Raw genomic sequence first — 15,054 nt, forward strand, 5'->3', positions numbered from 1 at the left:
TTTTTCAGTGAAGAATGAGGAAAACTCATCAACACGTTGTCGCCGTTGCTCTGTCGCAACAACAGGTAATATATTACCAATTAGAATTGCGTCTTGCAACCCCTTTTTGAAAAAAAATCAAAATAATCAGTAATTAATTAACACTGTCCTTATATCATACTACCTTCAAGAGAAAAAAGTCCATAAAAAAACGAGTCTGGGACAAAACTATTTTGTCTCAAAATATGCAGCATAAACGTGGAACAAAACATAGCTTTTTCCGCTCAAAACGAAAAGGTCCAGTAATCTAAAATCAGATTACTAGACCTTTTCGCCTTAATGCTCGAAAGCTGAACATGTTTTGTCCCACTCTCGTAAATTACTTATTTATCGCTTAATTCTGGTGCATCAGTAGTATAAAGATCTAGCGTTGATTTTCCATCATTTTGTGCCAGTACACTGGTACCCTTCTTTTGCGAAGCTTTTAATTTCTTGAGAGCTGTACTCTTCTTATAAGAGTAGTCCTTCTTATTTACTTTAGTAAATCCAGGTACAGTATGGAATCTCAACAGATCGCCATTAACAACACGATCTGATAATGATAATTCAGTTGTTACCTTATTGGATAGTTTTGACTTCTTCTCACTAGATATCTTTTTATCGATTTTACCAGTCTTAGTATTATAGTAAGAACTTCCTACTTTAGTTACGCTTGGAGAAACAAAATCACCATTCCTAAAGGCCACTACTTGCGAATGATCTTTTGATAATAAGTCACTACCAAATTGGATCATATTTTTATCGCTAACACCGAGCAAATTTAGCAAGGTCGGCAAGACATCGATTTCTCCACCATAAGTATGATTAATACCACCCTTTAATCCATCCATATGGATCATGAATGGAACACGTTGATACTGAGCATTATCAAAGTCATCGAACCCTTTAATACCAGTAAGTTTAGCCATTGCCTTCTTGTGGTTATCAGAAATACCATAATGATCACCATATAAAACAACCATACTATTCTTATCTAGTCCGGACTCTTTGAGCCAGTTCATAAACTCACCAATGGATTCATCCAAATAACGAGCTGTTTGAACGTATCCATCTACGGTACTATCTCCGGTATCAGTCTTAGAGATAGATTGATTCTTCTTATCCAAAGTATATGGATAATGATTAGTAACGGTGATCAATTTAGCATAGAAAGGTTGTGGCAACTGCTCAACATACTTAGCAGAATCTTTAAGGAAGATCTTATCTTTCATACCATAACCAATGTCATACCCCTTCTTGATCTTGAAGTAATCTGAACTAAAGAAGTAATCATAGCCCCATGATTTGTAAGTATTGTCACGATTCCAAAAACTTGGAACATCCCCATGGAATGGAGCTGTTGTATATCCATGTTGATCCAAAATAGCCGGTGCAGCTTGGAAAGTATTTGTTGTACCATCACTTACCATGGCTGATCCTTCAGGTAATCCAAATAATGAGTTTTCAAGCATTAATTCAGCATCGGCCGTTTTACCTTGACCAACCTGATTAAAGAAATTATCGAAACTCAAAGTATCATCTTCATGATAAAGTTTGTTTAAGTTTGGAGTTACTTCCTCATCATCCCACTTAAAGTCGATCATAAACTGTTGCAGACTTTCCAAATGAATAACGAAGACATTCTTCCCTTTTGCTACTCCCGTATATTCAACATTTGGAGTAACATAATTATTCTTCATATATTTTTCGATCGAGTCCAAGTCAGAACTCTTGGATTGAGCCTTAACGGCATTAGTTTTAGTAGTTTTCACAACATCATAAATATTAAAAACATTAAGTCCTAAATATTTAACAATATAATTATTATCAAATGTTCTAGTTAACAATTGTGGACGATCACTATTTGCCAATGTTAAGTTTGCCCCAAACAACAATGCGGCCAAGGTACTTATTAAAACGGGTATCTTCCAGTTTAAACGTTTGACGTCCATTCTAATAACGTGAAAAGCCAATAGAAGAATCAATATGACAATATCCAAAAAGACAAGGAAATCTGTCGGCTCAAGTATACCTAATATACTTTTACCTAAGTTATTTGAAACTGAACCAGATCCTTTGATCAATACCATCGTAAGAAAATCTGAAAATTCTCGATAATAGAGAATATTTGAGAATAACCAAACGGTATCCAAAAAATCAATGATAAGTAAGAATATATAAGACTTCCTACCTTTCATATATAAAGCTATACCAAATAGCAATAGCATTATTGGTATAGGGTTAATTACCATTAAAAACGTTTGAATCGGTCCCTTAACTCCCAAGTTAAACTTAGTCGTATAGGCGTAAATTGTTTTTAATGTAAACAAAAGTACGGCAAAGATTACAAATCCCAGCCTAGTATTCAAGAACTTGGAAATACTTTTAACAATACGCTTCATTATTTTCGCTCCATAGATTTACTTACAACCTGATGTTTACTAATTTTTGGTTTCTTTGAAACAGCAATAATCCCCAAAAACATCCCCAAATAGTATGTAATAAATCTCCATAAAAACATACCTAGTATCAAAGCCGATGTTGATGGTACAAAGCCTGCAAAGAGTGTTTTAAAACTAAACTCTGCTCCTCCAGAACCACCAGGAATCGGAAAGATCGATACAATCATTACAATCATTATATGCATTACTAAAACGTCGACTATATTGACATGGTCACAGTTCAAAGCCAATAAAACGAAATAGACCACAAAATAGTATAAAAATAGTTGTACTACAGTTAAAAGTGCAGCTTTAACTACCTTCTTTTTTTCTTTCTTTAAAACTAAACTTTCTTTATAAAAACTATCAATACTTTTTATAGCTGACTGTAAGATTCTATCACGTTTTTCATCTTTTAAGAAAAATAATATTGGTTTTAAGACAACTTGAACCATCTTTTTTGTGAAGTCATAGTAGTACATGACCATTAACAAAAAAGAAATCGTCACAAGATGTATTATCATTCCAAAAACTATCAATGTGGCTAGACCTGAAAAATGTTGTGCCACACTACGAAAGCTAACCAACATTGCAATAATGAAGTTTATTAAGACCATCGTTTGATAAATGATAAATTTCATCAATAAAACTGAACTAGCTCTACCACCATCGATTTTAGACTGCATCAAACCAACTAATTGAGCTGGTTGTCCACCAGATGAAAAAGGTGTTATAGCGTTAAAAAGTGCTTGAATCAGTGGGATACGGTACATTTCCCACCAACCAAATTTGCGATCTTCTTTTTTCTTCAATAACGTATGCAAAACCATTGCTTCGACCCCATATGAAAGCAAAATGGAAACAAAAGCAATGAATAACCAAAAATAATTTAGGTTTTGGACAGTTGTAATCAATGACTCAAAATCAATATTTCTAGCTTCCCACCAAAAAATACCTAATCCTAAACCTAACATTACAAAAATCGCAAAAATGTTTTTTCTACTCATTATTTATCCTGTTTAGCAATTTTATACTGATTCGTATAAAACTCATACCATATTTTACTCAAATGATCTTCAGAGTAATAATCAGTTGCTAATCTCGATTTCTTTTTAAAATTATCTAAGATTGAATGATCTTTTGCAACTTTTCTAATAAAATCATTCATCTCTCCACGATCTTTAGCCGGTTGATAATATCCGTCAATAATCGCTTGATACAATTCCAAATCTCGTAACAATACTGGTGCTCCACAACTGAACGCTTCCAACACGGACATTGGGAAAAGTTCATCATATGAAGGCAGTAAGAATAAATCACAAATATTATAGTAGTTAACCAAATCATTTCGGTCAACAATTCCTGTAAATTTCATGTTTTTGGGTGCATTTTCGATCATCTGTTTATAACGATCATAACCATCTGTGATCTTACCAAATGAAAAACCACCGGCCCAAATAAATTGAATATCCGGATTATCTTGAGCCAACTTATAAAAATCATCGATCCCCTTACGTTCTTGTACTTGACCATCCCCAAAGACGATCAATTTATCATCAGAAATACCGATCTTTTTGCGAAAAGCCGATTTTTCTTCAGGTGTTTTCTCATAGAAATTCTTTGTTGAAACAAAGTTAGGAATATATTTTATTTTCTTACGGTCCAACCCATGTGCAACCAATTTATCGATAAAAGTAGGATTAACTACTACGATTTGATCCATGCGCTTATAAAAACTAATTACGTATTTATAAAATATATTTCTGAAAAGTTTTGGCAATTTAATGCTGCCCTCAAGTGTTTCAGGCAAAAAGTGAACATAACCAATTCGGCGTCCTCTTTTTTTAGAAAACGTCGATAAGTAAAATTGAGGATCAATTGTATGATAATGACTTAAATCACTTTTACCATAGTTGTTGATTTGAATATCAAATTCTTTACTGAACCGCTGTTTCAGCAAATTGATCAATTCAATATAGGCACTACCAACACCCTGGCCAGCCACTTTATCTGCTGATGAAAACATAGTGATTTTAATCATTAGAATACTCCTCTGGATTAATTGATGAATTCGATAATTCTTCTTTTACAAAATAATCCTCGGCTTTATTATAGAAATCTAAAATAGAATTTCCAAAACCATCCGAAGAAATATTATAAAGGATCTTTTGACGAGCTTCACGATCATCAAATGAATTTGGATGGTCGAGATAAGCAATAATTCTAGGTACCAACTGACTATCTTTGTTAAAAGTTACACCCACAGAAGGATCAGTCAATAATTGATCAGTATAAGGGGCGCTTCTGACAACAATTTTTACTCCTGAAGCAATCGCTTCAATGTAGGTTAAGCCTTGAGATTCAGTGTCACTAGAAGAAACAAATAAATTAGCCATATGATAATAAGGAGAAATACTGTCATGGTCGACTTCTCCTGTAAAGGTTACGTTATCGCTAATTCCTAAATCTTCTGCCATCTGAACTAATTCATCAAAATCAGGACCATTACCAACGATCACCAATTGAATATCAGGATTATATTCTAGTAATTGTGGCATACAATGCAACATATGATCGATTTTCTTCTCTAAGGCTACTCTACTTAACATTAAAATAACCGGCGTATCTGCCGATAGACCTAATTTTTCACGCAAATTAGTTGTATTTACCGGTTTGGTATACTCTGATAAATCAACACCTGTTGGAATAATAGAAATTGGTGATTTTACGTCATAACGATCTAATGTATCTTTAACTTGCTTACTTGGGGCAACAACTCCAGATGCATTTTTTAAGAACATCCTAGACATCTGCTTAACATGATATGGCTTTAATAAATGACCATTTAAAACGTAATGCAAATAGTCCTCATACATCGTATGGTAAGTATGTACAAAAGGTATCTTCAACTGTTTTGCAACAAACTTACCGATCATTCCCAATGAAAACTCAGTTTGTGTGTGAATAATATCCAATTTCAATTCCTTAGCAAGTTCAACTGCATGGAACATTCCTCGAATAGCAATTCGACGATCAGTAAATGAAATGAAAGGCACACTACCCAATCTAAAAATGTTGGGTTCAATGGTATCCTTTGAAACATTTGGGTCAGTCGTTGTAAAAATATAAACCGAATTTCCCTTGCGTTCCAAATCATTCTTCAAAGTCTGAATTGATGTAGCAACTCCACTAACTTGAGGGAAATATGTATCGGTGAAAATTCCGATATTCATAAAAAAGCATCTCCTCGCAATCTTTATAATGATGATTATAACAAAAAAAAGAAGGAGTCTCTTCCTTCTGTAATGTCTTAATTGAATAATCTACTAAAATTTTGATTTTTCATCAAGAAATAAAACACGATCGCACCGATAGCAACTACCAAAAATTCACCCACTGCGACTGAACCTACATTGATCCAAAATGGTAATCTCAATATGAAATAAAGCTCTGCACCAACGATCAAACCATTTATCACAGCACATATTATTGGAACGATCCACAGCATATTATCTCTATTTGGTACCTTTGTGATCAGATAGCAAGCAATTGCAGTTGCCAAAGTGCCAAACAACATATCATAAATTCCCAGTGAACCACTGAAAACATTCGATATGAAACATCCCAAAATTAGTGACCAGCTATATTTAGGATTATAAAACGGTAATAACATTAAAATTTCTGAAACTCTAAATTGAATCGACCCATAAGCAAATGCCGACAAGCCAGGTGCAATTGTTAATGCCACATATAATGCCGCAATAATTGCAATTTGTGTTATATCTTTAATCTTTAACTCACTCAAAGTAAAAGCCCCCACTGTTTTATTAAGACAGGTTAACAGTAAACTGTCCTCTTAAGATTAACTTAGTTTGCCTATTCCAGCAATTTTGGTGTTTAAAAAAATCCCATCGAATTTATCGACAGGATAGTAAAATCAAAAATTATTTTTCAACAACTCCGCGACTAGCAAGTTCTTTATCAATTTGAGCTAAGACGATCTTAAGATCATCAGGATTTTCAACAAAATCATATTTGTCTCCATCGATCTTCATCTTAGGACTGTAATCGTAGTTGTCATACCAACCATCATAACGGCCTAATAATTCATGATAATATTCAACCAAGCTTGGATCTTGTTCTGGTTGTTCATAATCACGGCCACGTTTTTCAATACGCTTGATCATAGTATCATATGAAATATCTATATGTACCAATAGATCAGGTGCTTTCTTAGCTGCTGCGTATGGTAGTTCTTGCATCATATTGTCAAGAAGTTCATCGTAAACCTTAACTTCTTGAGGAGTTGCACGACCCATATCGGCATTCATATGAAAGAATAATGAATCTTCGTAAATCGAACGGTCCAATACATTGTTGTCATCTGACATAGCCTGTTTAATTGATTCAAAACGCTTATTCAAGAAATAAATTTGTAACAAAAATGCATATTTTTTAGGATCAGCATAGAAAAGTGGCAAAACTGGATTGTCATCCACCTGTTCATAAAATGCTTCTGTTCCTAAATGCTCTGACAAGATGGTAGCCAAAGAACTCTTACCGGCCCCAATTGTGCCGCTCAATACGATCATCATTATTCTCCTCCAAATATCTAAAAAAAATCAACATTCATTATGATAACACTTCAAAACTATATATGGTATACAATTTTTTTCTTAGTTCGATATATAGTGTATTTTCACAAGGAAAATTCCCATATGTCAACAATTATAATTTCACAATAAATACATTTCACAATCAATTTTCTAATTACAAATTGATTTTAGATATAGTCATGAGCTTGTTTTTGAATAATGATTAATTTTATAATGGAACATGTATTGCAATTATAAAAGGGGGAAAAACAATGGGGAAAAAGTTACGTACTTATTTAACCATATTTGTATCTGCACTTAGTATGTTAATATTATTTTTTACATTTAACACGACTAAAGTTGCGGCTGCAAATTACAATACAGGTGATTTATTGTCAGGCTTTGAAATATCTGATGGTAAAGCATCCCATGCAACAGGTGATAATGTTGGGGTCACATTTGATTGGGACGCAACTAATAAGAATCTTCAAAATGGAGATACTTGGACAATTGAATTGCCAGGAACACTAAAAGTGAGAGATCCAGGAACCGAATTTCCATTACTAGATGATTCTGGTAATGAAATTGGTAAGGTTACACTTAATAGTGACAACACCATTACTGTTCTCTTCTCTAACATAGAGGGAAAAAACGATTACACAGGATCGATCAATATTCAAACTGGTATTGGTGTAGGTAAAGATGCCGTAGTTGGGGACAACACAGTTACCTTCCCTACTATAACTGGCGATCAAGATGATAATCTGAATATATCAGTCTCTACTAATAATATGACTAAAAAAGGTACCATCGGTAAAGATGCCGATGGAAATGCTATTATCACATGGCAACTTTTAGTTAATAGAAATGAATTAAATTGGAATACAATTAATGTCCACGATCATATTACTGATCCAAATATCGAATACGTTAAAGGTTCAGTAAAAGTTTATAAAGCAAGTTGGACAAGTCCAGGATACTATCAAAAAGATTCAAAGCTAAGCACTCCAAAAGATTATTCAATAAATGAATCAGATGACGGTTTTGATTTATCCATTAATAATAATGGTGCAAATCAAATGTATGCTATCTTGTTTACAACTAAGATAACTGATGCCGATAAAGCTACTGATGGCACTAAGTTTAAAAATAAAGCAACTATTGATTGGACAGGATCTGGTAATGGAGAACCTGGTAGTGATTCTGCCAGTGGTAGTGTAACTGGTGGTAACAATAGTGGTAATGGAGAAGGAAATATTAAAGGTAGTGTTATTTTACAAAAAAATAGCGCCTCTTCAGAAAATACTCCATTACAAAATGCCGTATATAATTTATATAACGATAAAAACGAAATAGTTCAGTCTAATTTAACTACTGACCAATACGGACAAATAAATGTTACTGGACTAGCTGCTGGAAATTATTACTTTAAAGAAGTAACACCTCCATCCGGATACCAACAAAACAATAATGAAATTCATTTTTCAATTACGGGACAAACAACCGAACCAATTCACGTTCAAGCAAAAGATGAACCAGTTGGTGTTAAATTAGGATCCTTAGCAATTGAAAAACTAGATTCAGAAACTCGTGATTATTTGCAAGGAGCAGAATTCGATATAATTGACGAAAATGGTAAAGTTGTAGCACACGTAGCAACTGACGAAAACGGATCAGCCTATGCTTATAACCTGCCAGTCGGAACTTATACAATTCATGAAACAAAGGCACCTGCCGGCTACATACCTGGTGGTGACATTAAAGTTACGATTACAGAGGATAATTTAACACCCGAAATAATTTCAGTTGAAAATGATTTAGAAGCTGGCGGTGAAGGTGATTATTCCGTTACTTTACAAAAATTCGATTCTGAAAATGGAACCGTCGGTGTACCCGGTGCAGAGTATACGTTATACGACATAAATGGAAATGAACTAACAACTATTGCTACCAATGAAGATGGCTTTTTAAAAGTTGAAAATATGCTTCCTGGAACGTATTATTTCGTAGAAACAAAAGCTCCAGATGGGTTTAATTTAAATCCTCAAAAAATTTGGTTTACAATTAATAATGACGGCACCAATCTTGGTACTTTAGTAACATCAGACGATCCTATTGGATCTGATAAAGAAGACGAAGACAATAATAATACTGATGAAGATAATAACGATGGTGATGGAATCATTGTAGATCCAGATGACAATGATAACGATGGAAATAATAATATCGATGAAGGTGAAGATCCTTTAAAACCAGAACCTCCTTATGAAGGAAAAGATGACGATTCAGCAACTTATTTACCTCAAACAGGTGCACAAAAAGGCGCTTTGATTAGTGTCATTGGTCTTTTAATACTAACAAGTGTTATTTATTTCAAACGTCGTAAAGCATAATAGTTAGCAAAAAAGAGTTGGAAAATTTCCAACTCTTTTTTATTTATATTAAAATATCTACTAAAAGGAGTGTGACACATGCGAAAAGTTAAATTCTATGGTGCCATTAGTTTAGATGGTTATTTGGCTGATCAAAACAATTCACTAAATTGGCTATTCAAATACGAAGACAAAAATATTATGGAAAAAAGTTATCAACCATTTATTAAAGATATTGATACGACAATCATGGGGCGTCAGACATATGATGACTTAATGTCCATGACAAATGAGTTTCCCTATTCTGATATGACTAATTACGTTTTAACTCATCGGTCGATTGATTCTAATGAAGTAATTTCCATAAATACTCCCATTGAAAGATTAATTTCCAAATTAAAAATTCAATCCGGAAAAGATATCTGGATCATTGGCGGCGGCAAAATCGTCTCAACCTTGATTGAAAATCATTTGATCGATAGTCTTCAAATTCAAATCACACCTGATATCTTAGGAAACGGTGTAAAACTTTTCACCAAAATGAATTCACATAGTGAATTTAAATTAATAAACAGCCAAAGATACGATCAGTTTATAGACCTTTACTATGAATTAAAAGGCCCCACCGCCTGATCCACCACCAAAACCACCTGAACTACCTCCGGAGAAGCCTCCAGAACTACCACCAACACTTGAGTTAGCTCCAGTATTGATTGAATTATTGATTGACGAAGTAAAATTCATATTAGCAGACAAGCCTGCTGCTCCCCAATAATAGTAATAAACAAAGTTAGGATCCATTTCAGTCTCTTTTTGGAATCTCATCTTTAATGCTTTAATTACTTTTCCAGAGACTCCAAATGCAACAGCATATGGTAAGATTTGTTCCCACAGGATCAAATCCCCCACCTCGGCAACGTTGATATCTTCAATATCTTTTAACATCTGTCTAAATCCACGCAATTCATTGGCTAAAATTTCACCCTTTTCTGTATAGACAGAAATACGTTTTTTAGCGTAGATATAAACACCCCATGTAATTATTAAAGATGATACAAAAATCGCCAAGGCTAGTGGCCACATTTGAATATAAGTAATCAGACTGATCACTACCATTAAAACTGCCAACATAGTAATCGCCATAGCTGCAATAAAAAATGAATACAGTTTATTTTTATTATCAGCGTCAAAGAAAATTTTACTTCCTTTTGCAGCTCGTTTACTCCATGATTCAAATTTATCAGACAATTTGCTCTTTGAACTATGATTAATTTGCTTAATAGTAACTTTTTCTTTATCGCCAATATCATTGATCAAATACTGAAATAATTTATCATCAGGCATTTTTAAAGCTTTAATTTCAAAAGTATCATCCTTTTTAGTTATTTCTAAATTGCGTTTATTAACCTCAACTAAAAGATCTCCTGTTAATCCGTCGCCATTACCCCTATTTGATTTATGCAAAATAATATTTGCCATACTAGGAGAAACCTCTGGGACCTCAAACCAGTGATTTATCGTGGTTGGCATATTATGCTTATTGATAGGATTCTTTTTTAAAGAACGATATAAAAACATGTATATCATTACAATTAATAATACGAAAACTATCAGCGTGAAATAAAAGAATCCTTTACGCCTTGCCCGTTGATTGTTTGCCTCATTTGCTAATTTCTGCTCTTGTTTCAAAATATCAGCTTTAGCATTTTTATTAACCACATTAGTATTAGAGGCAGTTACCGATGTCGGGAAAATGATATGGCTTTCCACAAACTGGTTAGCATTAACATTATCAATCGTCATGGTAACGAGACCCTTGTTTTTATCTACATCAGTGTATCCATTCAAAGGTCCATGTGACCAGGCCTTAAGATTTTTAATATTCTTTTTAGGCAAGTGGATAAGTATCTTAACATTATTAAGCGGCTCATCCCAACCAGTACCAATAATTTTCCAATTTAAAGCGGCAGTATCTTTATAGTTAGTTACCACCCCTAGTAACTGATAGTGATAAATATACGTTGCAGATTGATCAGATATATTATGATATATTTTTATCTGCATTTTATCTGCAGATTTTTTAACACTAAAAGTATTATCCAATGCTGAATTTGATTTTGATAAAGGAGTAGTACCTAGATTGTCCTTAATTTCAACCTTTGGAGTTTCGACTCCTTTTATACCCTTCAAATCTTGATTGTAATAAACACCATGAAAACTACCATCAAATTTATACGTTATTTTCTGGGTAATTTCAGCATTTCCATCTTTTAAAATATTAACATTAACGAAATACTTATTTATATCGTAATTACCATCAGCCTGAACGGTTGTTTGAAATTGTATTAACCCCAATAAAAATATAAACAACACTGTTAAAACTTGCCCTATTCTTTTCATATTATCTCCCTATAACATAACTGATAATATTCATTATAGCGTAAAAGAATTAGTGTGTGACCTAACACGTTCAGCTTTTGAGCATTTAGACAATACGCCCAGTAATCCAATTTTGAATTACTGGGCGTATAAGTTTTGATTTTAATTTTATTTCCAAATTTCTTTAGCGCGGTTAAAGGCTGACCATGCCTTAGGCCAACCCGCATAAAATGACAAGTGTGTAATTTCTGCAACAATTTCTTCCTTAGTAATCCCATTTTTCTTACCAATACGTAAGTGGGCCTCTAATTGTTCAGTATTACCAGCAGAAATTATACTAGCAATAGTTATCATCGAGCGATCATGAGCAGATAGCTCATTTTCCTTACTCCATACTTCACCAAAAAGGACATCATCATTTAACTTTGCAAATTGAGGAGCAAAATCTCCCAATTGTTCTTGTCCAGCAGTTTGTTTTTTCATTTAAAGACCTCCAAATAAACTCAATACATTTATTGAAACACTTGAAGTCTACTTTAAGTCAATAATTAATTGCAAAAAATTCATTCTTACACGGGGTAAACCAAAGCTTTGTGAGGTCGGTTAAGGGTTGAAGGACATTAAAAAAGCCATCAACATTGATTTAACAACATTGATGACTACATTTACTTTGTGAAGTTGAGGTTAGATAAACCTCTAAATACCGGTGATCGGGGTCGAACCGATACTCCTTATACAGGAACGGGATTTTGAATCCCGCGCGTCTGCCAATTCCGCCACACCGGCATGGTAAAAATATCTATACTAGGCATAGCCCAAAGGCGGTAACCGGATTTGAACCGGTGATGAAGGTTTTGCAGACCTCTGCCTTACCACTTGGCTATACCGCCATATATTTTTAAAACAATTGGGTTAGCTGGATTCGAACCAGCGCATGATGGAGTCAAAGTCCATTGCCTTACCGCTTGGCTATAACCCAATAAAAAAGGGCGGTATGTGGGAGTCGAACCCACGTGTGCCGGTGCCACAAACCGGTGTGTTAACCACTTCACCAATACCGCCATAATAAAAAGGTAGAAACAGGGATAGTAGGAATTGAACCCACACTGACGGTTTTGGAGACCGTAGTTCTACCTTTAAACTATATCCCTAACTATGGAGGGGAGTGGATTCGAACCACCGAACCCGAAGGAGCGGATTTACAGTCCGCCGCGTTTAGCCAGACTTCGCTACCCCTCCAAAATGGCGCGGGACGGAATCGAACCGCCGACACATGGAGCTTCAATCCATTGCTCTACCAACTGAGCTACCGAGCCATTTACGGTCCCTGCGGGAATCGAACCCGCGATCTCCTGCGTGACAGGCAGGCGTCCTAACCAACTAGACCAAGGAACCAAATTAAATCTTAAAGCTAATTGCGGGAGCAGGATTTGAACCTACGACCTTCGGGTTATGAGCCCGACGAGCTACCAGACTGCTCCATCCCGCGATAATAAAAACAAATAACTTAAAACTAATTTTAAAGGAGGATGTGGGATTCGAACCCACGCGCGGTTTGACCCGCCTGACGGTTTTCAAGACCGTTCCCTTAAGCCGGACTTGGGTAATCCTCCATGCTTAAAACTTTGAAACTATTTTGATGAATTATCATCAATGACCCGTACGGGATTTGAACCCATGTTACCGCCGTGAAAGGGCGGTGTCTTAACCACTTGACCAACGGGTCATAGAAACGGAGAAGGAGGGATTTGAACCCTCGCGCCGCATAAACGACCTACACCCTTAGCAGGGGCGCCTCTTCAGCCACTTGAGTACTTCTCCAGTTAGTGGGCCTAAATGGACTTGAACCATCGACCTCACGCTTATCAGGCGTGCGCTCTAAACCAGCTGAGCTATAGGCCCATAACAAGTGGCAAAAGCGGGTGACGAGAATCGAACTCGCGACAACAGCTTGGAAGGCTGTGGTTTTACCACTAAACTACACCCGCATAATATAATACCAGCAGTGAATGTTTATAAACACTACAACGGTCCCTGCGGGAATCGAACCCGCGATCTCCTGCGTGACAGGCAGGCGTCCTAACCAACTAGACCAAGGAACCAAATTAATTTAAAACTAATTGCGGGAGCAGGATTTGAACCTACGACCTTCGGGTTATGAGCCCGACGAGCTACCAGACTGCTCCATCCCGCGATAATTATAAAGAAACTAAGCGTTTATTCCATTCAATGGACCTTGTAGGATTCGAACCTACGACCGAACGGTTATGAGCCGTTTGCTCTGACCAGCTGAGCTAAAGGTCCGGAATAAATAGCGGCGGAGGGGATCGAACCCCCGACCTCCCGGGTATGAACCGGACGCTCTAGCCAGCTGAGCTACACCGCCAAAAATAACAATCAACGATTGCGATTGCAATCGGGAAGACAGGATTCGAACCTGCGACCCCCTGGTCCCAAACCAGGTGCTCTACCAAGCTGAGCCACTTCCCGAGTTAAAACAATGCACCCAGTAGGAGTCGAACCTACAACCTTCTGATTCGTAGTCAGACACTCTATCCAATTGCGCTATGGGTGCATATTCATTATAGTGCCGAGGACCGGAATCGAACCGGTACGGTAATTACTTACCGCAGGATTTTAAGTCCTGTGCGTCTGCCAGTTCCGCCACCCCGGCGTTACTATAATGAAAGCGGAAGACGGGATTCGAACCCGCGACCCCCACCATGGCAAGGTGATGTTCTACCACTGAACTACTTCCGCATTAATGCCGACTAGAGGATTCGAACCTCCGACCCCCTGTTTACAAGACAGATGCTCTGCCAACTGAGCTAAGTCGGCATAAAATGAATTATGCTTATTCAATTTTAATGAAACTATCTCAATATTGCAACAACAATATTGTTATACGGGTGAAAGGACTTGAACCTTCATGTCCATTGGACACTAGAACCTAAATCTAGCGCGTCTGCCAATTCCGCCACACCCGCATGGGTATTTATTTGTTGCAAATGAGTCGTGACAGGTTCGAACTGTCGACCCTCTGATTAAAAGTCAGATGCTCTACCAACTGAGCTAACGACTCATGGATGGAGGATACAGGGATCGAACCTGTGACCTCCTGCTTGTAAGGCAGATGCTCTCCCAGCTGAGCTAATCCTCCATCATATGAACAGCGTGGCAACTACCTATCCTCGCGGGTAGTTTCCCACCAACTACTTTCGGCGTTAAGAAGCTTAACTTCTGTGTTCG

The 15,054-nt window shown here is 36.2% G+C and carries 10 protein-coding genes, 26 tRNA genes and 1 rRNA gene; 2 read left to right on the forward strand and 35 right to left on the reverse strand.

The window, feature by feature from the left end; translation table 11 throughout:
• Positions 1–362: 362 nt before the first annotated feature.
• From EKM77_RS10670 to EKM77_RS10695, 6 genes are all read right to left on the reverse strand, one after another.
• Positions 363–2,420: an LTA synthase family protein gene (locus tag EKM77_RS10670; protein ID WP_125594040.1), complete on the reverse strand. Its 2,058-nt coding sequence runs from the start codon at positions 2,418–2,420 to the stop codon at positions 363–365.
• On the reverse strand, positions 2,420–3,466 hold the full coding sequence (locus EKM77_RS10675) for a lysylphosphatidylglycerol synthase transmembrane domain-containing protein (protein WP_125594041.1): 1,047 nt from the start codon (positions 3,464–3,466) through the stop codon (positions 2,420–2,422). Before EKM77_RS10675 ends, EKM77_RS10670 begins: the two co-directional genes overlap by 1 nt.
• Complete coding sequence (locus EKM77_RS10680; RefSeq protein WP_125594042.1) at positions 3,466–4,500, reverse strand: glycosyltransferase family 4 protein; 1,035 nt, start codon at positions 4,498–4,500, stop codon at positions 3,466–3,468. The genes EKM77_RS10675 and EKM77_RS10680 overlap by 1 nt, the downstream gene beginning before the upstream one ends.
• Positions 4,493–5,692, reverse strand: a complete 1,200-nt coding sequence (locus EKM77_RS10685; protein WP_125594043.1) for a glycosyltransferase family 4 protein — start codon at positions 5,690–5,692, stop codon at positions 4,493–4,495. The genes EKM77_RS10680 and EKM77_RS10685 overlap by 8 nt, the downstream gene beginning before the upstream one ends.
• Positions 5,693–5,769: 77 nt before the next feature.
• Positions 5,770–6,264 carry a QueT transporter family protein gene (locus EKM77_RS10690; protein ID WP_125594044.1) on the reverse strand — a complete coding sequence of 165 codons (495 nt, stop codon included), beginning with the start codon at positions 6,262–6,264 and terminating at the stop codon, positions 5,770–5,772.
• 139 nt (positions 6,265–6,403) lie between these two features.
• The gene (locus tag EKM77_RS10695) at positions 6,404–7,051 is read right to left on the reverse strand and encodes a deoxynucleoside kinase (RefSeq protein ID WP_125594049.1); all 648 of its coding nucleotides are present in this window, start codon (positions 7,049–7,051) and stop codon (positions 6,404–6,406) included.
• 275 nt (positions 7,052–7,326) lie between these two features.
• Between EKM77_RS10695 and EKM77_RS10700 the strand changes: the two genes are divergently transcribed.
• The gene (locus EKM77_RS10700; protein ID WP_125594045.1) at positions 7,327–9,447 is read left to right on the forward strand and encodes an LPXTG cell wall anchor domain-containing protein; all 2,121 of its coding nucleotides are present in this window, start codon (positions 7,327–7,329) and stop codon (positions 9,445–9,447) included.
• Between the two features lie 78 nt (positions 9,448–9,525).
• Complete coding sequence (locus tag EKM77_RS10705; protein WP_125594046.1) at positions 9,526–10,059, forward strand: dihydrofolate reductase family protein; 534 nt, start codon at positions 9,526–9,528, stop codon at positions 10,057–10,059.
• On the opposite strand, the gene EKM77_RS10710 is transcribed toward EKM77_RS10705, so the two are convergent.
• The 29 genes from EKM77_RS10710 to rrf all read right to left on the reverse strand — a co-directional run.
• Positions 10,039–11,826 (reverse strand): DUF2207 domain-containing protein, encoded by a 1,788-nt coding sequence (locus EKM77_RS10710; protein WP_125594047.1) that lies wholly within the window; start codon positions 11,824–11,826, stop codon positions 10,039–10,041. The two genes, EKM77_RS10705 and EKM77_RS10710, sit on opposite strands and share 21 nt — an antisense overlap.
• A 147-nt stretch (positions 11,827–11,973) precedes the next feature.
• Positions 11,974–12,288, reverse strand: a complete 315-nt coding sequence (locus EKM77_RS10715; protein WP_125594048.1) for a carboxymuconolactone decarboxylase family protein — start codon at positions 12,286–12,288, stop codon at positions 11,974–11,976.
• Positions 12,289–12,506: 218 nt separating this feature from the next.
• A tRNA-Leu gene (locus EKM77_RS10720) sits at positions 12,507–12,591 on the reverse strand.
• Between the two features lie 33 nt (positions 12,592–12,624).
• A tRNA-Cys gene (locus EKM77_RS10725) sits at positions 12,625–12,695 on the reverse strand.
• A 17-nt stretch (positions 12,696–12,712) separates the two neighbouring features.
• Positions 12,713–12,784: transfer RNA gene (locus EKM77_RS10730), tRNA-Gln, on the reverse strand.
• 9 nt (positions 12,785–12,793) lie between these two features.
• Positions 12,794–12,866, reverse strand: a tRNA-His gene (locus EKM77_RS10735).
• 19 nt (positions 12,867–12,885) lie between these two features.
• A tRNA-Trp gene (locus EKM77_RS10740) sits at positions 12,886–12,956 on the reverse strand.
• Between the two features lie 5 nt (positions 12,957–12,961).
• Positions 12,962–13,044: transfer RNA gene (locus EKM77_RS10745), tRNA-Tyr, on the reverse strand.
• A gap of 4 nt (positions 13,045–13,048) precedes the next feature.
• Positions 13,049–13,121 (reverse strand) — tRNA-Phe (locus EKM77_RS10750).
• Positions 13,122–13,126: 5 nt separating this feature from the next.
• Positions 13,127–13,200: transfer RNA gene (locus EKM77_RS10755), tRNA-Asp, on the reverse strand.
• 20 nt (positions 13,201–13,220) lie between these two features.
• Positions 13,221–13,294, reverse strand: a tRNA-Met gene (locus EKM77_RS10760).
• 34 nt (positions 13,295–13,328) lie between these two features.
• Positions 13,329–13,418: transfer RNA gene (locus EKM77_RS10765), tRNA-Ser, on the reverse strand.
• Between the two features lie 41 nt (positions 13,419–13,459).
• Positions 13,460–13,531 (reverse strand) — tRNA-Glu (locus tag EKM77_RS10770).
• Positions 13,532–13,538: 7 nt separating this feature from the next.
• Positions 13,539–13,626, reverse strand: a tRNA-Ser gene (locus EKM77_RS10775).
• Positions 13,627–13,632: 6 nt separating this feature from the next.
• Positions 13,633–13,707: transfer RNA gene (locus EKM77_RS10780), tRNA-Ile, on the reverse strand.
• Between the two features lie 15 nt (positions 13,708–13,722).
• Positions 13,723–13,793 (reverse strand) — tRNA-Gly (locus EKM77_RS10785).
• A gap of 40 nt (positions 13,794–13,833) precedes the next feature.
• Positions 13,834–13,907, reverse strand: a tRNA-Asp gene (locus EKM77_RS10790).
• A gap of 18 nt (positions 13,908–13,925) precedes the next feature.
• Positions 13,926–13,999: transfer RNA gene (locus EKM77_RS10795), tRNA-Met, on the reverse strand.
• A 36-nt stretch (positions 14,000–14,035) separates the two neighbouring features.
• Positions 14,036–14,109, reverse strand: a tRNA-Ile gene (locus EKM77_RS10800).
• Between the two features lie 8 nt (positions 14,110–14,117).
• Positions 14,118–14,191 (reverse strand) — tRNA-Met (locus tag EKM77_RS10805).
• Between the two features lie 30 nt (positions 14,192–14,221).
• Positions 14,222–14,295 (reverse strand) — tRNA-Pro (locus tag EKM77_RS10810).
• Positions 14,296–14,306: 11 nt separating this feature from the next.
• Positions 14,307–14,380 (reverse strand) — tRNA-Arg (locus tag EKM77_RS10815).
• A gap of 13 nt (positions 14,381–14,393) precedes the next feature.
• Positions 14,394–14,479: transfer RNA gene (locus EKM77_RS10820), tRNA-Leu, on the reverse strand.
• 14 nt (positions 14,480–14,493) lie between these two features.
• Positions 14,494–14,565: transfer RNA gene (locus EKM77_RS10825), tRNA-Gly, on the reverse strand.
• A 5-nt stretch (positions 14,566–14,570) separates the two neighbouring features.
• Positions 14,571–14,643: transfer RNA gene (locus EKM77_RS10830), tRNA-Thr, on the reverse strand.
• Positions 14,644–14,709: 66 nt separating this feature from the next.
• A tRNA-Leu gene (locus tag EKM77_RS10835) sits at positions 14,710–14,792 on the reverse strand.
• 22 nt (positions 14,793–14,814) lie between these two features.
• Positions 14,815–14,887: transfer RNA gene (locus EKM77_RS10840), tRNA-Lys, on the reverse strand.
• Positions 14,888–14,892: 5 nt separating this feature from the next.
• Positions 14,893–14,965, reverse strand: a tRNA-Val gene (locus EKM77_RS10845).
• Between the two features lie 12 nt (positions 14,966–14,977).
• Positions 14,978–15,054: ribosomal RNA gene (rrf, locus tag EKM77_RS11245) — 5S ribosomal RNA — on the reverse strand; the annotation flags it as partial.

Source organism: Companilactobacillus baiquanensis (assembly GCF_003946605.1).
In the GTDB taxonomy this organism is placed as follows: domain Bacteria; phylum Bacillota; class Bacilli; order Lactobacillales; family Lactobacillaceae; genus Companilactobacillus; species Companilactobacillus baiquanensis.